The organism is Halomonas sp. LMYGS-3 (genome assembly GCF_059509875.1).
This window is the reverse complement of sequence record NZ_JCAKFQ010000002.1, coordinates 1-17,944: the sequence shown is the minus strand read 5'-3', so window position 1 is coordinate 17,944 and position 17,944 is coordinate 1. Positions and strand designations below refer to the sequence as shown.

Below are 17,944 nucleotides of genomic sequence, written 5' to 3'. Positions count from 1 at the left end.
GGCTCACAGCTCGATGCCCTTCTGCGCCTTGATCCCCTGCTCCTTGAAGGCGTGCTTGACCACCTTCATCTCGGTGACGGTATCGGCCAGCTCGACCAGCTCGCGCGGCGCATAGCGGCCGGTCACCACCACATGCTGCATGGGCGGGCGGGCCTGGAGGTCGTCGAGTACCCGGTCGAGATCCAGGTACTCGTGGCGCAGGGCGATGTTGAGCTCGTCGAGCAGTACCAGCTCGTAGCTGGCATCCGCCAGCATCCGGCTGGCCTCCGCCCAGGCGGCCTCGGCGGCCTGGACATCGCGGTCGCGATCCTGGGTGTCCCAGGTATAGCCCTCGCCCATCACGTGGTACTCCACGCCGGGCTGCTGGCGAAAGAACGCCTCCTCGCCGGTGGCGAACTTGCCCTTGATGAACTGCACCACCCCCACCTTCATGCCGTGCCCCAGGGCCCGGGCCAGCATGCCGAAACCGGAGCTGCTCTTGCCCTTGCCAGGCCCGGTGAGCACCAGCAGCACGCCCTGCTCCTTGTCGGCGCGGGCGATACGTTGCTGCATGATCTTCTGCTTGGCGGCCATGCGCTTGGCATGGCGTGCAGGGTCCTTGGCGTTGTCTCGCATGCGCGCTCTCCTGGTATCAGACGGTGATGGTGGCAAATGGCTGGCCGCGGAAGATCGCCGCCACCAGCGCCGGTGCCGAGGGAAAGTAACCGTGGAAGTAGCTGGCCACCAGCGCCCCCTCGCGGTAGACCGGCTCGGCCTCGCTGCCGGCCAGCTTGCGGGTGCGGCCCAGCGGCTCGGCGGCCGTTTCCAGCCGTGAGTGGTGGTAGGTGTGGCCGCGCAACTCGCCCTGGTCGGTGTGCAGGCCTTGCAGCCCCAGGGCGGTGAGCTTGCCGGCCATCCGCGCGGTGCCGGGCAGCAGGCCGAGCATGGCATGCTCGGCCCCGTCGCCGTCGACCAGCCGCTCCATGCAGGTCATCAAGCCGCCGCACTCGGCGAGCAGCGGCTTGCCGACGTCGCGGTGGGCACGGATCGCCGCGCGCATCGCCGCGTTGGCGGCAAGCCTGGCGGCATGCAGCTCCGGGTAGCCGCCGGGCAGCCACAAGGCGTCGCAGGCGGGCAACTCGGCATCGGCCAGCGGCGAGAAGAACGCAAGCTCCGCCCCCATGGCCTCGAGCAGGTCGAGGTTGGCGCGGTAGAGAAAGGCGAAGGCGGCGTCGCGGGCCACGGCGATACGCACCCCGTCGAGCCGGCGCGGCGGTGGCTCGGGGGCCGCGGCCGCCAGGGCCACCCGTGCCGGCAGGCGGTCGAGCCCGGCCTCCTCGAGCACCGCGGCGGCGGCATCCAGCTGGGCGTCGAGGCCGTCGAGTTCGGCGGCCTGCACCAGCCCCAGATGGCGATCGGGAATCGCCATGGCGTCGCTGCGGGGAATCGCCCCCAGCAGCGAGAGCCCCTCGGGCATGCTCTCGGCGAGCAGCTTGCCATGGCGGAGGCTGCCGACGCGGTTGGCGATCACCTCGTGGATGGCGAGCCGCGGGTGGTAGTCGGCGAGCCCCTTGGCCACGGCACCGAAGGTCTGGGCCATGCCCGAGGCGTCGATCACCGGCAGCGCCGGCAGGCCGGCGAGGATCGCCAGGTCGGCACTCGACGGGGCGCCGTCGAACAGCCCCATGGAGCCCTCGACCAGGATCAGGTCGGCATCCCGGGCGGCTTCGGCCAGCCGCCAGCGACACTCCGCCTCGCCGGTCATCCAGGGATGCAGCTGGTAGACGGGGGCGCCGGAGGCGACCTCCAGCACCATGGGGTCGAGGTAGTCCGGGCCGTGCTTGAACACACGCACCTGGCGCCCGGCGTTGCGGTGCAGCCGGGCCAGCGCCGCCGTCACCATGGACTTTCCCTGGCCGGAGCCCGGGGCGGTGATCAGGGCGGCGTGGGTCTCGCCGCGAATCGGGGTCGAGTCGTGCATATCACCTCACGGGAACGAAGACGGGGGCGCCACCCACCAAGGCAGTAACCAGGCGCTGACCATAGAGGCGCTCCAGGGCCGCCGGCACCAGCATGGCGTCGCGCGGCCCCCAGCAGGCCTCGCCGTCGGGGTAGAGCAGCAGCACCTGGTCACACCAGCGGGCGGCCAGGTTGAGGTCGTGCAGGCACAGCATCACTGCCCTGCCCTCACCAGCCTGTTCGGCGAGCAGCGCCATCACCGCGGTCTGGTGGTACAGGTCGAGATGGTTGGTCGGTTCGTCGGCGAGCCAGATGCTCGGCGCCTGGGTGAGTACCGTGGCGACGGCCAGGCGCTGGCGCTCACCGCCGGAGAGCGTGCTCACCAGCCGCTCGGCCAGGTGGGCGACATCGAGCCGCTCGAGTGCCGCCTCGGCCAGCTGCAGGTCCTCGCCCCCCTCCATCTGCCAGGGCGACAGCCAGGGGTGGCGGCCGATCAGCGCCGTCTCGCGCACCGTGGCGGGAAAGCCGTCCTGGCGCTCCTGGAAGACCAGGCCCAGGGCGCGGGCGACCCGGCGGCGACCCAGCGCGCCCAGCGGCCGATCGTCGAGGCGCACGCTGCCGGCCCGCGGTGCCCGCAGCCCCGCCAGGGTGTGCAGCAGGGTGGTCTTGCCGACCCCGTTGGGACCCAGCACGCCCCATACCTGGCCGGGCTCCAGGCTCAGGTTCAGCGCCCGACCATCGCGACGGCCCGGCACGTCGATGACGAGATCATGCGCCGCGAGTCGGCTCATCGGCGCCTCCCAGGGTGCAGGTAGCGCAACGAGGCGCTCGGCACGCCGACCGGCGGTTGACCTGGGTTCGACAAACGGCTCATCAGCGGCTCCGGTAGAGCAGATAGAGGAAGGTCGGCACCCCGAGCAGCGCGGTGATCACCCCCACCGGCAGCTGTTCGGGGGCGATGATGGTGCGCGCCAGGGTATCGGCGAGCAGCAGCAGGGTGCCGCCGGCCAGGGCACAGGCGGGCAGGATCAGGCGCTGGTCGTTGCCCAGCACCAGGCGCAGCATGTGCGGCACCACCAGGCCGACGAAGCCGATGCTGCCGGCGGTGGTCACCGCCATGGCGGTGAGCCCGCTCGCCGTGACGTAGATCATCCACTCCAGCGGGCGTACCGCCACCCCCAGGGCCGCGGCCTGCAGCGCTCCCCGGGCCAGCACGTTGAGGCTGCGCCCCAGCGGGAAGGCCAGCAGGCACACCGCCAGCAACAGGGCGAGCGGAACGCCGGGGGTGCGAGCGTAGGAGAGATCGCCCATCAGCCAGTAGAGCATGCCGGGCAGCCGCTCGGCGGGGCTCACCGCCAGCATCAGCGTGACCACCGCCCCCCAGCCGGCCGCCACCACCACGCCGGTGAGCAATAGCCTGGCCGGCGTCCAGCTGCCGGTGCCGTGGGCCAGGCCGAACACCAGCAGGGTGGAGGCGAGTGCGCCGGCGAAGGCCGAGCCGGAGATCACCATGCCCCCCAGTCCGGCCAGCATGGCCGCCAGCGCCCCCACCGCGGCGCCGCCGGAGAGACCCAGCACATAGGGGTCGGCCAGCGGGTTGCGCAGCAGCACCTGCATCAGCGCCCCGGCGAGCGCCAACAGGCCCCCGGTGGCGAAGGCCGAGAGCGAGCGCGGCACGCGCAGTTCCAGCACCAGGGTGCGCGACAGGGCGTCACCGCGGCCCAGCGCCAACTCCCACAGCTCGGCGGGCGTGACGGCGACGCTGCCGACCGCGACCGACAGCGCCAGGGCGGCGAGCGCCGCCAGCGACAGCAGGCCCAAGGGGAAGGCCAGCCCGCGGCGCCCGACGGCGGCCAGGGAATGCCTAGCGGCGCGCACGGGCGTCCTCCAGCTTCTCGCAGAACAACCGGCTGCCCTCGAGCAGGCGCGGCGTGGGGCGCTGGATCAGCGACGGCGGCACGAAGAAGAGGTTGTCGCGTGCCACGGCCGTGAGGTTCGGGTACTGTTCCCAGTGGGTGAGCCAACCCCGGTTCTCCTCGCCCATGCCACCGGCGAGAATCGCCTCGGGGTCGGCGTCGAGCACCGACTCGTCGTCGATGCGTGGCACCAGCCGCGAGAGCTCACCGAAGACGTTGACCCCGCCGCAGGCGGTCAGCACCCGACCGATCAGGTGCTCGTCGTTGATGGTCATCAGCGGCGCGTCCCACACCTGATAGAAGACCCTCACCGGCGCACTCTCGGCGTGACGCTCGACGAGCTCGGCCATGCCGTCGCGAAAGTGCGCCGCCTCGCGCCGCCCCTCGTCCTCGGTGCCGGCCAGGCGTCCCAGCCGCTCGATGGCGCTGGCCACGCCCTCGAAGGACCGCGGCTCGAGGTAGAACACCGGCAGGCCGAGCGCCTCCAGCGTCTCCAGCTGCTCGGGAGGATTGCCGGTCACCCAGCCGATCACCAGGGTCGGGCGCAGGGCGACGAGGCGCTCCATGTCGACGCGCGTGTGGCTGCCCACCGAGGGCACCGCCTCCACCTCGGGCGGGTAGTCGCTGTAATCGACCACGGCCACCACCTTGTCGCCGGCACCGGCGGCATAGACCAGCTCGGTGGCCCCGGGCGAGAGCGCGGCAATGCGGCTGGCCGGTGCCGGCAGGCACACCTCGCGGTTGGCATCGTCGGTGGCGCACACCTCGGCGTGGACCGGCAGTCCCGCAGTGAGCAGCAGCCCGGACCACAGGCCCAGCGCGAATCGCCTCTGACAGCGTCTCATCTCGTCCCCTCAACCACGCCCCTGATCATCGATCAGGATCAGCTTGCCGCTCTGTGGATCGCGGTAGACGCGACCCACGCTCTCGTAGCCGCTGCCCGCCTCGCCGACTCCGGCCGGCAGCTCGGGCATCTCGCGCCCGGCGTCGAGCTCCATGCCACCGCGTGCGCCCGTGTCGTGCGAGGCGGCCAGCGCCACCATCAGCCCCACGGCAAACACCAGCATGATATCGGCCAGGTTGGCGAGCGGTCCCATGGGCTCCTCGTCCGCGCTGTCGAAACGGCTGCGCCGATACTCGGGAATGCTCATGCGTTTGCCTCCAGCGTCGCCATGGCCGCGTCGTACCAGCGCCGCCGCAGTCGTCCCAGCAGGTAACCGAGAATGCCGACCAACAACCCCATCACCGTGGTATTGAAGGCCACGGTGACGGCCTGGGCCAGCACATCGAGCTGGCCGTTGCCCAGCGCGGCGAGCCCCGGCCCCAGCGGGATCAGCGTCCCCATCAGCCCCAGCATGGGGCCGATGCGCGCCAGCAGATCGGCGCGATCGATGGCGCGGCGCGCCCGCGCGGCCAGGCGGTCGACCCGGCGCGCCGCCACCAGGCGACGGATGCCGCCGCTGCGCTCGCCGATGGCGAGCCCCGCCTCCCACAGCGACAGGGCCACCAGGGCCAGCAGCACCAGGATGACCGGCGTCAGCAGCCAGTCCACCAGGGTGCCCATGACGTCCAGCGTGGCGTGAGTCAGCTCCGCGTTCATCGTGCGCGTCTCCCGTGAAGAATGCCCCCCAGCAACAGCAGCAGGGCGACGAGGCCGAGCAGCCAGGGCAGCGGCGACGTGCCTCCCTCGGCGACGGCCGCCGGCTCGTCGTCCTGGCCGCCCGTGGTATCGACTGGCTCGGCCTCCTGCGCCGGTTGCACGGCCTGCGCCTGGGGCGCGACCTCGCGGATCGTGGCCGGCGCCGCCTGCGGCTCGTGGTGCTCGAGCCGCGCCGCCTCGATCACCGCCGTGAAGGCCTCGCGCCGCTCGGGAGCGAGGCGCCCGGCGATCCACGGCAGCAGCGGGTGGTCGGGGTGCGCATGGCCGCTGCCGGGCAGGCCATGCTCGATCACCGCCTCGGCGAACTCGCCGGCGAGCCGTTCCAGGGTCGCCTCATCGGCCTCCCAGAAGCCGCGCTGGGCGGCGAGCAGGGTGATGGCCTGCATGTGGGTCTTGACGTGGACGTTGTGCCCCTCGGCCAGGAAGGCGTCCAGTCCCAGGCCGTGGCGGTCCTGGAAGTAGACGGCATCGACCTCGTCCCACACCCAGGAGCGCACCACCTGCGAGCTCGTCACCTGCCAGCCCCACAGGTTGTCGAGGAAATCGCTGCTCATGGTGCGGGCCCCGGCATAGCCGTGCTCCATCAGCGGGCGCAGCCACTGGGGGTTGAGGTTGCGCGCCCGCAGTTCGCCGAGCAGCGCCCGCTCCAGGCTCTCGATGCGCGGGTTGTCGGGATCGGCATGCGTGAGCACGCGATTGGCCGGCGGCGTGCCGGTCAACTGCTCCACGGCGTTGGAGAGTCCGCCCTGGAAGTCGAAACCGTCGTCGTTGTCGAGCAGCCCATAGAGATGGCTGGCGCGCCCCAGGTAGGTACGCCCGACGCGGGCGAGATTGGCATCGAAGGCGGCGTGGGCCGGCTCGCCGCCCTGCCCCTTGCCGTAGACATGCCCCATGCGACGGCGGTAGGCACTGCCCAGCGCCTCGCGGTCGTCCCAGGCGCTGGAGCGCGACGCCAGGCGGTTGACGCCGGCACCGTAGGCACCCGGTGCGGTGCCGAACACCCGCCACGCCGCCTGCTCGCCGGCCTCGGCCGCCGCCGCACCTCCGTCCAGCAGCTCGCGGGTGTCGGCCACCCAGCGCGCCGCGACGCGGTTGTCGGCGAGCGCCTCGGCGCCCGGGTCGCGCATCGCCTCGGGAAGCGGCGCGAGCGCCGCCTCCAGCGCCCGGGTGAGCTGCGGGTGCTCGGCGCAGATGGTCTCGCTCGCCCCGTCGAGCGCCAGGCGCACGGCGAGGTCGAGCCACACCAGCTGGTCCTCGTAGAGGTCGCGGAACAGTCCCGAGGTGGTGAACAGCACGTCGCGGCGCACCGCACGTGGCGTGTCCGCCTCGCCGTCGCGCTCCGCCCGGGGCAGACGCTCGAGTCCCTGGACGATGCCGCGCGAGTTCCAGAGCGGCTTCACGCCCAGCATGTCGAGGCCGAAGGCGATCATCACCCCCTCGTCGCGCACCGTGTCCGAGGCCCACAGCACCAGCGCCTCGCTGTCCTCTGCCTCCTCGCCGTCTCGCGCACGGGCACTGGCCGCCATCTCGCTGCCCAGCGACCAGGCCACCCGGGTCGGTATCAGGTCGCTGGAAAGCGCATGGAAGTTGCGCCCGGTGGGCAGCACTTCGGGGGTGCGCAGCGGGTCGTTGCCCGGGCCCGGGGGGACGAAGCGTCCCGCGAGCGCCGCCAGGAAGCTGTCCCGCTCGTGGCCCGGCGAGGCCTCGACCAGGCGGCGCCAGCGCTCACGCTCGTCGCCCTCGCCGCCCATCGAGTCGAGCAGGGTGTTGACGGCCTCGGCCTCCCAGTCGCGGCCGAAGACGTGCAGCCCCAGCGGCATGAAGCGCTCCTGCATGTCGGTGACGTAGTGCCCGGCCTCGTGCACCAGCAGCTCCGCGGAGACCTCGTCCAGGCTCACTTCGTCGGCGGTCAGGCCCAGGTCGCCGGCGATCTCGCGCTCGAACTCCTCGGTCAGCTCGAGGCTCTCGATACGCTCGCGCAGCATCGCCACCGCGCGGCGCCGCGTGGGGCCGTCGGGGTCGGTCGCCACCTCGAAGGTCTCGACCAGCTGGCGCAGCTCGAGCAGGTCGTCATAGAGGTCGGTGGCGGCCAGCGGCGGGGTCAGGTGGCCGATCATCACCCCCAGGGCGCGCCGCTTGGCCTGGATGCCTTCCCCCACCCCGTCGACGATATAGGGGTAGACCAGCGGCAGGTTGCCGCCCAGCAGCTCGGGATAGTCGTCCTCGGCCAGGCCCGCCCGGCGTCGCGGCAGGAACTCACGCGTGGAGTGACGGCCGACGTAGACCAGGGCGTCGGCCGCAAAGTGGTCGCGCAGCCAGTGGTAGAAGCCCAGGTACTGGTGGGTCGGCGGGAAGGTGGTGTTGGCGTGCAGCAGCTCCTCGTCCAGCTCCCAGCCGCGCGGCGGCTGCGGGCCGATGAAGACGTTGCCGAAACGCAACCCCGGGAAGAGCATCGCGTCGTCGAGGACCATCGAGCGTCCCGGCGGCTCACCCCATCCGGAGAGCCCGGGGATGCCGGTGGCCACCAGGGCATCGCGAAGCGCCTCGAGTTCCTCGCTCCCGACGGCCTGCGTGTGGGCGAGTTGCCCCTGCCAGGCCGTGACATACTGGTCCAGCAGGTCCAGCGCCCGTGCCCGGGCCGGGTGGTCGTGCTGCTCGATGAGGTGGCGCAGGTCCAGGGCGATGCGCTCCAGCACCTCGCGAACCAGCTCCGGTTCACCCAGTGTATCGGCCCGTTCGAGGCGGGCGTGCAGGTAGCCCAGCGGGCCCTGCACGAGTTCGCCGCGGATGGTCGCCGGCAGCGTCGCGAAGTAGCGGCGGTAGTCCCCCGCGGCGAGCGACGGCACCTGCCCGACCAGTTCCTCCAGGGCGCCGCGGTCCTCGGGCAGATTGACCCCACGCGCCTGGATCAGCTCGTGCAGTGCCTCCGGGCTCTCCGGCAGCTCGCCGGTGTCGTAGCCGGCCTCGCGCAGACGGGTGAGCATCTCGAATAGCGAGGCCGGTACGTCGAGGTTGTCGGCGCCGACGTTCTGCCGCCCGGGCGGATGGTTGTAGTAGACCAACGCCACCCTCTTGTCGGCGTTGTCCAGCGCCCGCAGGCGCTGCCAGCGCGCGAAGCGCTCGGCGACGGCGGCGAGGCGCGCCTCGAGCGGCTGCGAAAGGGTCAGTGCCACGCCGGTGCGTTCGTCGATGGTGCGCGGGGCGGCCACCGCCAGCACTATCGGCTGGCTCACCCCCTGCAGCTCCGGCATGGCCAGCTGGTAGTGCACCGCCTCGCGCGGCAGACCATCGTGGGAAAGGCGCCACTGCGCCTCGCTGCGCTCGGCCAGGCGCAACCCCTTGATCACCGGCACATCGAGCCGGCCGAGCGCGGCGGTGGCGGCGCGCCGCCCCTCGCCCCCGCCCAGGGTGAAGTCCTGCAGGCTGAGAATGCCGGCCAGACTCGCCTCACCGAGCGTCTCGGGCAACTGTTCGAGGGCCGCCAGGGTGGCACCGCCCCAGCGCGCCAGCACCGCGACGCACTGGATATCGCGTGCCTCGAGTGCCGCACAGGCGCCATCGAGCAGCTCGCGGTCGCCGGGGCGGTCACCGCTGTCGAGGTCGAGGATCGCCACCGCCGGGCCGGCCTCCAGCGCCAGGGCGGCGGGGTCGGTGCCGGGCGCCCCGCCCTCGTGCCCCGGGCGATCGTTGTGCGATGGACGATAGTAGCGAATCGCCGCGCGCGGCGACGGCTCGGGCACCGCCAGGTCATGGCCGGCCGCGGCCAGCAGCCAGCGCAGCAGGCCGTCGAGGTGTTCGGGGCTGCGTCCCTGGTAGTAGGCGCGCCCGGTGAGCCACTCGGCCTGGGCGGGGAAGCGCTCGCGCTGTGCCGCCAGGTGGTCGGCCGCGGCCACGTCGGGCTCGGGACCGGCCACCAGTTCACCCAGCGCCGCCTCGTCGAGCCCCGCCAGCAGGCGCTCGCCGCCCAGGCGCGACAGCCGCGTCAGGCGCCGGTCGCCGTTGACGGCCAGGATCGGGAAGTCGCGCCGGGCGGTCGCTGTCTCCACCAGCCGCGCCAGGCGCCCCACCTGCTCGCCGAAGACCGCCGCCAGCAGCAGCACATCGGCACCCTCGAGCAGCTCGGCGACCGCGGCATCATCGCTCTCGGCCAGCTGCTCCGGGGTGCGCAGGACCACGCGGTGCCCGGGATAGGCGTCGAGGAAGCGCGCCGCGCCGGCCGCGAGCTCCGCGGCCGAGCGTTCCGAGACGATCCCCACCACGGTGCCCGCCGAGGCCAGGCCGGGCAGCAGCACCAGCATCAACAGCAGGAGACTCCGCATCCTCATTGGGCACCGAAATGGACGCTGACGAAGGCGGCGCGACCGGCGTTGATGAAGTCATTGCCACTGAAGTCCCGGGCCGTGACAACCTCCCTGTCGAGGACGTTCTCCACCGTCAGTCGGGCCGACCACAGCGGCGCGAACTGCCAACCGGCCCGCAGGTTGAGCAGTCCGAAGCCCGGCAGGCGCTGTTCGTTGTCGGCATCGTTGTAGCGATGGTTCTGGGCGATCCAGGAGCCACCCAGCGACCAGTCGCCCAGCTCGCGGTCGACATCCAGACGCAGGCTCTGGCTGGCACGCCGCACCAGGCGGTTACCCGTCTCGCGATCCTCCGGGTCGGTATAGGTCAGTGCCGCCTGCAGGGTCCAGTCATCGAGTTCGGCACCAGCGGAGAGCTCCACACCGCGAATGCGGGCCTCATCGACATTGAAGGGTGCCAGGAGCCCCCCCTGCTCGGTAAAGGCGATCAGGTCGTCGACGCCCGTCTGGTAGGCGGCGAGGTCCCAGAAAACATGCCGGTATTGACCACGGATCCCCATTTCCACCGTTTCAGAGGTCTCGGCCTCGAGTTCGGGATTACCGAAACCGGGGAAATACAGGTCATTGAAGGAAGGCGCCTTGAAGGCGGTGCCATAACTTGCCCGCAGGGTATGGTGGGCGTCCAGCTCGTAGCCCAGTGCCAGACTGCCGGTCATCTCCTCACCGAAGGCTTCGTTATCGTCGTAACGCATGCTGGCCTGCACCGTTACTGGGGTGAAGTCCAGCAGGCCTTGGGCGAAAAGCGCAGAATTATCTCGGCTATCTTCATCGTAATCGGTGGTACCGCTGACCCTATCTTCACTATATTCTGCACCGGCGATCACTTCATGGGGGCCGAAGCCAAAGGTATTTTCCCAGCGGGCCGATTTTGATCGGGTGTCAAAGACGGTAGTTCCGAAACTCAGAAAGTTGTCACTCTCGTCTCGAGATTCACTAAGGGTCAGGCGGCTACGCCAGATCTCGGTCACCGGCAGCTCACCGTAGATGCCGGCCACCTGCTGAGCGAAGTCGGTTTCCCCGGTATCGAATTCGGTATTACCGCGCGCGCGCAACGCCAGTAAGCCCAGCTCGGCTCCTCCGCCGAAGGTATGCGACAGCCGCACCAGGCCGCTGGTGTTGTCGAAGCCCTTATCCTCGCCATCGCGGCGAATGGGCGTGCCGTCGGTAGAGAAGTGACTGCCGGCAAAGCTATAGCGGGTACCGCCGCTGCTGCCCGACAGGGTGGCACTATGGCGCTGGGTATTGAAGGAACCGCCTCCCACCGAGACGCGTGGATGCGGCCCGCCCTCTTCCACCTGATGGGTGAACAGCTGCACCACGCCCCCCACCGCATCGGCCCCATAGAGGCTGCCGCGTGGACCGCGCACGATCTCGACGCGCTGGAACATGCGCGGGTCGAGGAACTGCCAGGCGGCTCCGCCGGTGGTGGCCGAACGCAGGCGGATGCCGTCGATCAGCAGCACGTTCTGGTCGCTGTTGGTGCCACGGATAAAGACGCTGCTGTTCTTGCCGAAGGAACCGTTCGTTGAAACGTCCACGCCGGGCTGACCGCGGAAGAGGTCGGTGAGACTGGCCGGATCCTGCCGGCGAAGGGTCGCCTCGTCGAGCACGGTGACCGAGGCGAGGCTCTGGTCGGCGGTGCGCGGCGCCAGGGCGGCGGTGACCACCAGCGGATTGAGACGCAGCGGCTCGTCCGTCTCGGGTTCGACGGTCTGGGCATTCACGGCCAGCGGCAGCGCGGCGAGGCCGAAGGCGGCCAGGCCACGGGGGGTGGTGATTCTGGTTTTCATTGCGTGTCCCTTGCTCGCCGTGCCAACCCGCACGGCTGAATGGCGTTTTTATCGCCGGGGCAAGGGGAACGAGGAAGAGGGAGAACGACGGCGCCTGCCCTGCCTCGTAGTCGCCCACCGCAACCCGGCATGAGGTAAGCACCGAACAAATGCCTGCACGGACGAATCGCTGCGTTGCGCGCTGCTCAAAATCCTCACCTATACCGCATAGGCTCCGGTTTTTGCGCTGCGTGCGCCTTGCGACCCACATGGATGTGGGAAGTGCGTTGGTTCGTCGGGAACGAACCTAGCCGCTTCATTCCGCTCGTCAATTTGTTCAGCGCTTCCTGTTCTCTCGGGCCGGTCTCCGGGCTGACGAGCGGAAGCCGCGGGCTTCCCGAACGACCGCCTTCCCGTGCCTGGGCACAGTGGCATGAAGGCCGTTCTTGTCTCGATCACCGTTGCGGGGGCAGCGTCGGAATGGCGCCATGGGGCGCGCACCGACTTCCCGTTTCACCGGCGGACGCTTCCGCCGGTACCTGAGAGTGGGAGTAAGCTAGCAACCCCACCGGAGGGCGTCAACGCGCATCCGCCCCGGGCTTGACCTGGCTCAGCTCAGCCGCTGGACCAGACCATGGCGCACGTACCACACCGCGTCGCTGTGCCTGGCGGCGTCCTGGGCCAGCCAGCCGGCCAGGTCGCGCAGGCGACGGGCCTCGGCGGCCATGGGCACGATGCCGCGCCCCATCTCCGGCAGGATCAGCACCGCCTCGAGCGCGACCTCGCGCTCGGCGCGGCCCAGTGCCGCGAGCTCGCCGCGCCACCCCTGGCGCAGTCGCTCGGTGTCGGGTTCCACGGCCAGCGCCGCCTCGAGCCAGGCCGTCCAGCCGGTCAGCACCAGCGGCTGGCCGGCCACCGCCGTCTCGCGCCAGGCGCCCAGGGGCGCGTCGGGGCCAAGACGGTGCCAGTTCGCCGCGGGGAAGCGCTCGCTTACCGCGTCGCGCTTGCCGGCGCCGGCACCGCCGATGAAGAGCTGCATCGCCAGCCTCCTTCCTGGTGAACGAAGACGAACCGCCGGCCCTCGGCCTGCCCCACGCTGCCCTCCCAGAAGTCGATCGCCTCGAAACGCCGGCGCAGCTCGCGGATGACCCCGCCATGGGTCATCGTCAGCACACGGCGGTGCCCACCGGCAGCGGCCGCCGCCAGCAGCTCGCTCAGCCATGCCCCCAGGCGTTCGCGCAGGGCGGCCGCCGACTCGCCGTTCGGCGGCGCCTGCTCGCCCCGGCTGTCGATCCATTCGCGGTAGGCGGCCAACTCCTTGAGTTCGGCGTAGCGCCGGCCCTCGTAGTCGCCGAAGTCGAGCTCGCGCAACCGGGCATCGAAGCGTGCCTCGCTCCACGGCTGCCGCCCCTCGAGCACATGGGCCAGGGACTGGCGACAGCGAGTCAGGTCGCTGCAGTGGACGGCATCGAAGCGCTCGGCGGCCAGGTGGTCGCGCAGCCGATCCAGGTCCGGGCACGCCTCGGGCAGCAGCAGCGGGATGTCGCGCTGCCCCTGGTAGCGTTGCTCACGGTTCCAGGCGGTCAGCCCGTGGCGAACCACCACCAGCTCCAGGCGATCAGCAACAGCCATAGTTCTCCTCCCTCGATGGCGGCACCGACGATATCGCCGTTGATGCCCTTGAAGGCACGTATCATCGCCGCGCCATATGTCAGCAGGAAGACCGGCAGCGCCACCACCAGCAGCGGCCAGCCCGGCAGCCACCCGAGCAGCGGCGCCGTCGGCACCAGCGCGAACAGCAGGTCGCGACGGTCGAGATGCTGCTTCCAGTGCCAGGCCAGCCCCTCGGGTCGTGCCGCCGGGGCCAGCACCAGCAGCGCCACCGCCCCGAGGCGTCCCAGCGCCGGTATCAGAGCGAGCAGCACCGGGCTCGCCCGGGCCTCCAGCAGCGCCCACAGCAGCATGCCCTTCCAGGCCAGCAGGAACACCAGCGCCAGGATGGCGAAGCTGCCCACCTGAGGGTCCTTCATGATCGCCCAGCGCTTCTCCAGGGGAGCATTGCTGCCCAGGGCATCGGCCACGTCCATCACGCCGTCCAGGTGCAGGCCGCCGGAGAGTGCCACCCACAGGCTGAGCAGCACCAGCGCCAGCAGCGGCGTGGGAACCCGGTCCTGCAGCAGCAGGTATATGCCGGCCAGGATGGCGCCGAGCAGCAATCCCACCAGCGGGTAGCAACGCACCGCCCAGCGGCTGCTCGCGGCCGTCCAGGGACATGTCACCGGTACCGGCAGCCGGGACAGGAACTGGATCGCCAGCAGCAGCCCGTAGCCCGCCTCCCTCATGTCGGCTCCTTCCAGTCGATGGGCAGCCCGGCGACCACCTCGACCACCCGGTCGGCCTCCCGGGCCAGTTGCCGGTGCAGCCGCTGCAGGAAGGCGAGATAGCGCCACACCTCGGGATGGCGCGGCGGCAGGTCCTCGTTGAGGTCGTTGGAGACCACCACCAGGGCGATCGACTGCTCTCGAGCCCGGGCCAGCAACCCGCCCAGCAGGCGCTCGCCCTCCGCCTCCGGGCCTCCACCGCCGTAGAGCCACTGGCTGGCCCACAGGGTCAGGCAGTCGAGCAGCACCGTGCCGCCGGTCTCGACCCGGGCCAGGGCCTCGTCGAGTGCCAGCGGCGCCTCCAGGGTGCACCAGCCGTCGCCGCGCTCGCGGCGATGACGGGCGATGCGCGCGGCCATCTCGTCGTCCGAGGCCCGAGCGGTGGCCAGGTAGTAACGCCGCCCGCCGCGTGCCCGGTGCCACTCCCGGGCGAGCTGCTCGGCGAAGGCGCTCTTGCCGGAACGCGCTCCGCCGCTGACGAAGGCGATCATGCCGGCCTCCATTCGGCCAGGGTCGCCAGCAGCCGCTCGTTGGCGGCACGGTCGCGCAGCGCCAGGCGCAGCCAGCCGCCGTCGAGCCCGGGGAAGCCATGGGTATGCCGGGCCAGGATACCCGCGCGCAGCAGGTGCTCGAAGAGCACCGCGGTCGCCGCAAGACCTCCTCTTCGACCTGTCCCCGGCTCACCCATCATGTCCAACTGAGATTGCCCTGCCGTCGCTTCGGGCGCCGAGGCCGGCCGCACCAGGAAGAAGTTGGTCCGACTCGGAATCACCTCGAGGCCCGCGTCGACGAGGCCGGCCTGCATTCTCGGCTGCTCACTGGCCAGCCACTGCCGGGTGCGGGTCAGGAAGGCGGTATCGGCCAGCAGCGGCGCCACCAACTCGGCGGCCAGGTGGTTGACGCTCCAGGGCGGCTGGCGCGCCTTGGCCTTGCGCACCAGTCTTTCGCTCGCCACTAGATAGCCCAGCCGCAGTCCCGGCAGCGCATAGAGCTTGGTCAGGGAGCGCAGCAGGATGAGGTTGTCGAAACGCGCCAGCAGCGGGGCCAGGCTCTCTCCAGGCGGCGTGACGAAGTCGACGAAGGCTTCGTCGATCACTACCCGACAGTCGTGCATCGCCGCCAGGGTCAGCAACCGCTCGACCGTCTGGCGCGGCACCAGGGTGGCAGTGGGGTTGTTGGGTCGACACAGGAACAGCAGCGTGCCGCGCTCCAGGGGGCCATCGAGCCTCGCCGGGTCGAACCGGAAGTCGGGGGGAGCCAGCGGGATATTGTCAACGGCCATGCCGAAGGCGCGACAGGCCCGGGCATATTCCGTAAAGGTCGGCTCGACGATCACCGCCCGCCCGCCGGCATGCGCCGCCGCGACCAGGAAGATCGCCTCGGCACCGCCGTTGGTCAGCAGCACCTGTTCTGTGGCCACGCCCTCCTGGCGGGCGATGGCCTCCCGGGCCGCGCGGTAGTCGGGTGCCGGATAGCAAGCCAGCCCGGCCGCCGCCGCGGCCAGCCTGGCCGGCACCCAGGCCGGCGGCCCCAGCGGGTTGAGATTGGCGCTGAAGTCGAGCACCGGATGATCGGGCGGCAGGCCGAAGCGTGCCAGCAACGGCGCTGCCTGGCCGCCGTGCCCCGGCCAAGACGTCGCGTCGCACGTCATGTCAGGACCTCCTTCAGCAGCACCGCCAGCACCATCAGTAGCAGGAACGCCAGCCAGCCGCCGTGCATGTGGCGGATGGCGCGCCCGATGTGCGTCACCGCCAGCGGTTCGCCGCCCTCACTCGGCGGGACGCCCAGCACCGCACGCTGCGAGACCACGCCAGCGTAGACATTGGTGCCGCCGAGTTGCACCCCCAGCAGCTGGGCCACCATGGCCTCCGGCCAGCCGGCATTGGGGCTCGGGTGGTGCGGTGCCTGGTGCCAGGTGGCGGCCAGCGCGCCGCTTCGGTGGGCGCCGGGCATCACCCAGGCGGCGAGCCACAGCGTCAGTGCCGTCAGCCGTGCCGGCAGCCAGTTGGCCAGGTCGTCGAGTTTCGCCGAAGCGTAGCCGAAGTCGGCGTAACGTGCGTTGCGGTAGCCGACCATCGAATCCAGGGTATTCACCGCCTTGTAGGCCAGCGCCAGCGGTGCCCCGCCGAGTAGCGCCCAGAACAGCGGCGCGGTGATGCCGTCCACCGTATTCTCGGCCACCGTCTCCACCGCGCCCCGGCTGATCTCGCCCTCGTCCAGCGCCGCGGTATCGCGGCCGACGATCATCGCCAGTGCCTGACGGGCGGCCGGCAGGTCACCGCGACCCATGGGCGTCGCCACGGCCCGGGCGGCGTCGGCCAGCCCCTTGATGGAGAGTGCCGTGGCCAGCAGCCACAGCTCGGCGGCCAATGCCAGCCACGGATGTATCCGGCCCAGCAGCGACAGTCCCCCCCAGGCGAGTGCGTAGACGCCGAGCACCACCACCGCCGTCAGCAGCCCCCCCCTGGCCCGGCGCGCCGCCGCCGAACCGTGGTTCCAGACCCGCTCGAGACGAGCGATCGCCCACCCCATGCCGACCACCGGATGGGGCAGGCGGCGCGGGTCGCCGATCCACAGGTCAACGGCGATGGCCGCCAGCACCAGACCCAGCAGGGGCAGGCTCAGGGAGGCCTGACTCATGCCCGGTCGCCGCCGGCCACGCCGGCGTCGGCAAAGGTTGCCATCTCCGCCAGCATGGCGCAGGCGGCCTCGAGCAGCGGGAAGGCCAGTGCCGCCCCGGTGCCCTCTCCCAGGCGCAGCTCGAGATCCAGCAGCGGCTCGGCGTCGAGCGCCGCCAGGGCCACGGCATGGCCCGGCTCCCGGGAGCGATGGCCAAACACCAGGGAGTCGCGCGCCCCCGGCGCGAGCCGACAGGCCACCAGCGCCGCCACCGTGGCGATGAAGCCGTCGACCAGCAGCGGCACGCGGCGTACCGCCGCCTCCAGGCAGGCGCCGGCCATGGCGGCGATCTCCAGCCCACCGAGGCTCGCCAGCACCCCGCGCGGGTCCGCCGGGTCAGGGGCACGCGCGGCGATGGCGCCCTCGATCACCGCCCGCTTGTGTGCCAGGCGGTCGTCGTCGATGCCGGTGCCGCGCCCCACCAGCCCCGCCACCGGCTCGCCGGTCAACACCGCCAGCACGGCACTGCTGGCGGTGGTGTTGGCGATACCCATCTCGCCGATGATCAGGCAGCGGCAGCCGGCCTCGACGGCTCGCGCGACCGACCGCCGCCCCGCGGCGATGGCCGCCTCGGACTCGGTCAGGCTCATGGCATCCCGGTGGGCGATGTTCGCCGTGCCGGGCCGTACCTTCTCGTCGACGACGCCCTGGCCGGGCACGGCGCCGGCCACGCCGACGTCGATCACCTCGAGTCGCGCCCCGATCCGGCGAGCGAAGACATTGATCGCCGCGCCGCCGGCGACGAAGTTGGCCACCATCTGGGCCGTCACCTCCCGGGGAAAGGCCGAGACGCCCTCGTCGGCGACGCCATGATCGGCAGCGAACACCAGCACGCCGGGCGGCGTGACCCGGGGAAAGGGCTCGCCGGTGATCACGGCCAGGTCCACCGCGAGCCGCTCCAGGCGTCCCAGGCTGCCGGGCGGTTTGGTGAGGGTGTCGAGGTAGGCCCCGACGCGCTCGCCGAGGCGACGATCGGGTTCGGCGATGGGATGAGGGGTGTCGGTCACGGGGCCACTCCAGGCAGGTCGTCCATGTCGAGGCGCTCATGTTACCAGAGTCGTGGCCGGTCTCCGTCCAGCGGCTGACATTTTGCCGACGCCCCTATATACTGTTCATATATGGCTATGTTGGTATCTGTTGTTGGTTACCGCCGATCGCCGCACGAAGCCACGCTTCTTCGGCTGGCTTGGCGGTTTCAAACAGTCGCCGCCATGCCAGGTAATTCGGTAAATACGCTGTCCCC

16 protein-coding genes, 1 pseudogene and 1 riboswitch are annotated in these 17,944 nt (G+C 71.1%); all 17 genes and pseudogenes read right to left on the bottom strand.

Going from position 1 to position 17,944, the window contains the following annotated elements; genetic code table 11:
• Positions 1 to 3: 3 nt before the first annotated feature.
• The gene (gene cobO / locus AC5W54_RS02305; RefSeq protein ID WP_495960455.1) at positions 4 to 615 is read right to left on the bottom strand and encodes a cob(I)yrinic acid a,c-diamide adenosyltransferase; all 612 of its coding nucleotides are present in this window, start codon (positions 613 to 615) and stop codon (positions 4 to 6) included.
• A 16-nt stretch (positions 616 to 631) separates the two neighbouring features.
• A complete protein-coding gene (locus AC5W54_RS02300) occupies positions 632 to 1,960 on the bottom strand; it encodes a cobyrinic acid a,c-diamide synthase CobB (protein WP_495960454.1) in 1,329 nt (442 codons plus the stop codon).
• A gap of 1 nt (position 1,961) precedes the next feature.
• Complete coding sequence (locus AC5W54_RS02295) at positions 1,962 to 2,729, bottom strand: ABC transporter ATP-binding protein (RefSeq protein WP_495960453.1); 768 nt, start codon at positions 2,727 to 2,729, stop codon at positions 1,962 to 1,964.
• 82 nt (positions 2,730 to 2,811) lie between these two features.
• Complete coding sequence (locus tag AC5W54_RS02290) at positions 2,812 to 3,816, bottom strand: FecCD family ABC transporter permease (protein ID WP_495960452.1); 1,005 nt, start codon at positions 3,814 to 3,816, stop codon at positions 2,812 to 2,814.
• Complete coding sequence (locus tag AC5W54_RS02285) at positions 3,803 to 4,699, bottom strand: cobalamin-binding protein (RefSeq protein WP_495960451.1); 897 nt, start codon at positions 4,697 to 4,699, stop codon at positions 3,803 to 3,805. Before AC5W54_RS02285 ends, AC5W54_RS02290 begins: the two co-directional genes overlap by 14 nt.
• Before the next feature lie 9 nt (positions 4,700 to 4,708).
• On the bottom strand, positions 4,709 to 5,005 hold the full coding sequence (locus AC5W54_RS02280) for a hypothetical protein (protein WP_495960450.1): 297 nt from the start codon (positions 5,003 to 5,005) through the stop codon (positions 4,709 to 4,711).
• Positions 5,002 to 5,454: a MotA/TolQ/ExbB proton channel family protein gene (locus AC5W54_RS02275; protein ID WP_495960449.1), complete on the bottom strand. Its 453-nt coding sequence runs from the start codon at positions 5,452 to 5,454 to the stop codon at positions 5,002 to 5,004. The genes AC5W54_RS02280 and AC5W54_RS02275 overlap by 4 nt, the downstream gene beginning before the upstream one ends.
• The gene (locus AC5W54_RS02270) at positions 5,451 to 9,833 is read right to left on the bottom strand and encodes a cobaltochelatase subunit CobN (protein ID WP_495960448.1); all 4,383 of its coding nucleotides are present in this window, start codon (positions 9,831 to 9,833) and stop codon (positions 5,451 to 5,453) included. The genes AC5W54_RS02275 and AC5W54_RS02270 overlap by 4 nt, the downstream gene beginning before the upstream one ends.
• 2 nt (positions 9,834 to 9,835) lie before the next feature.
• Positions 9,836 to 11,662 (bottom strand): TonB-dependent receptor domain-containing protein, encoded by a 1,827-nt coding sequence (locus AC5W54_RS02265; protein WP_495960447.1) that lies wholly within the window; start codon positions 11,660 to 11,662, stop codon positions 9,836 to 9,838.
• Positions 11,663 to 11,982: 320 nt separating this feature from the next.
• Positions 11,983 to 12,199, bottom strand: a riboswitch (cobalamin riboswitch).
• Positions 12,200 to 12,251: 52 nt separating this feature from the next.
• The gene (locus tag AC5W54_RS02260) at positions 12,252 to 12,680 is read right to left on the bottom strand and encodes a bifunctional adenosylcobinamide kinase/adenosylcobinamide-phosphate guanylyltransferase (protein ID WP_495960446.1); all 429 of its coding nucleotides are present in this window, start codon (positions 12,678 to 12,680) and stop codon (positions 12,252 to 12,254) included.
• Positions 12,632 to 13,273, bottom strand: coding sequence for a histidine phosphatase family protein (locus AC5W54_RS02255; RefSeq protein WP_495960445.1), 642 nt, complete (start codon positions 13,271 to 13,273; stop codon positions 12,632 to 12,634). The genes AC5W54_RS02260 and AC5W54_RS02255 overlap by 49 nt, the downstream gene beginning before the upstream one ends.
• On the bottom strand, positions 13,225 to 13,983 hold the full coding sequence (gene cobS, locus AC5W54_RS02250; RefSeq protein ID WP_495960444.1) for an adenosylcobinamide-GDP ribazoletransferase: 759 nt from the start codon (positions 13,981 to 13,983) through the stop codon (positions 13,225 to 13,227). The genes AC5W54_RS02255 and cobS overlap by 49 nt, the downstream gene beginning before the upstream one ends.
• Entirely contained in the window at positions 13,980 to 14,513 is a 534-nt protein-coding gene (locus AC5W54_RS02245; protein ID WP_495960443.1) for a bifunctional adenosylcobinamide kinase/adenosylcobinamide-phosphate guanylyltransferase, read from the bottom strand. Before AC5W54_RS02245 ends, cobS begins: the two co-directional genes overlap by 4 nt.
• Positions 14,510 to 15,673 (bottom strand): pyridoxal phosphate-dependent aminotransferase, encoded by a 1,164-nt coding sequence (locus tag AC5W54_RS02240; protein WP_495960442.1) that lies wholly within the window; start codon positions 15,671 to 15,673, stop codon positions 14,510 to 14,512. The genes AC5W54_RS02245 and AC5W54_RS02240 overlap by 4 nt, the downstream gene beginning before the upstream one ends.
• Positions 15,670 to 16,662, bottom strand: coding sequence for an adenosylcobinamide-phosphate synthase CbiB (cbiB, locus tag AC5W54_RS02235; RefSeq protein WP_495960441.1), 993 nt, complete (start codon positions 16,660 to 16,662; stop codon positions 15,670 to 15,672). The genes AC5W54_RS02240 and cbiB overlap by 4 nt, the downstream gene beginning before the upstream one ends.
• On the bottom strand, positions 16,659 to 17,708 hold the full coding sequence (cobT, locus tag AC5W54_RS02230; protein WP_495960440.1) for a nicotinate-nucleotide--dimethylbenzimidazole phosphoribosyltransferase: 1,050 nt from the start codon (positions 17,706 to 17,708) through the stop codon (positions 16,659 to 16,661). Before cobT ends, cbiB begins: the two co-directional genes overlap by 4 nt.
• Before the next feature lie 115 nt (positions 17,709 to 17,823).
• A pseudogene (locus AC5W54_RS02225) lies at positions 17,824 to 17,944 on the bottom strand (IS1595 family transposase); the annotation flags it as partial.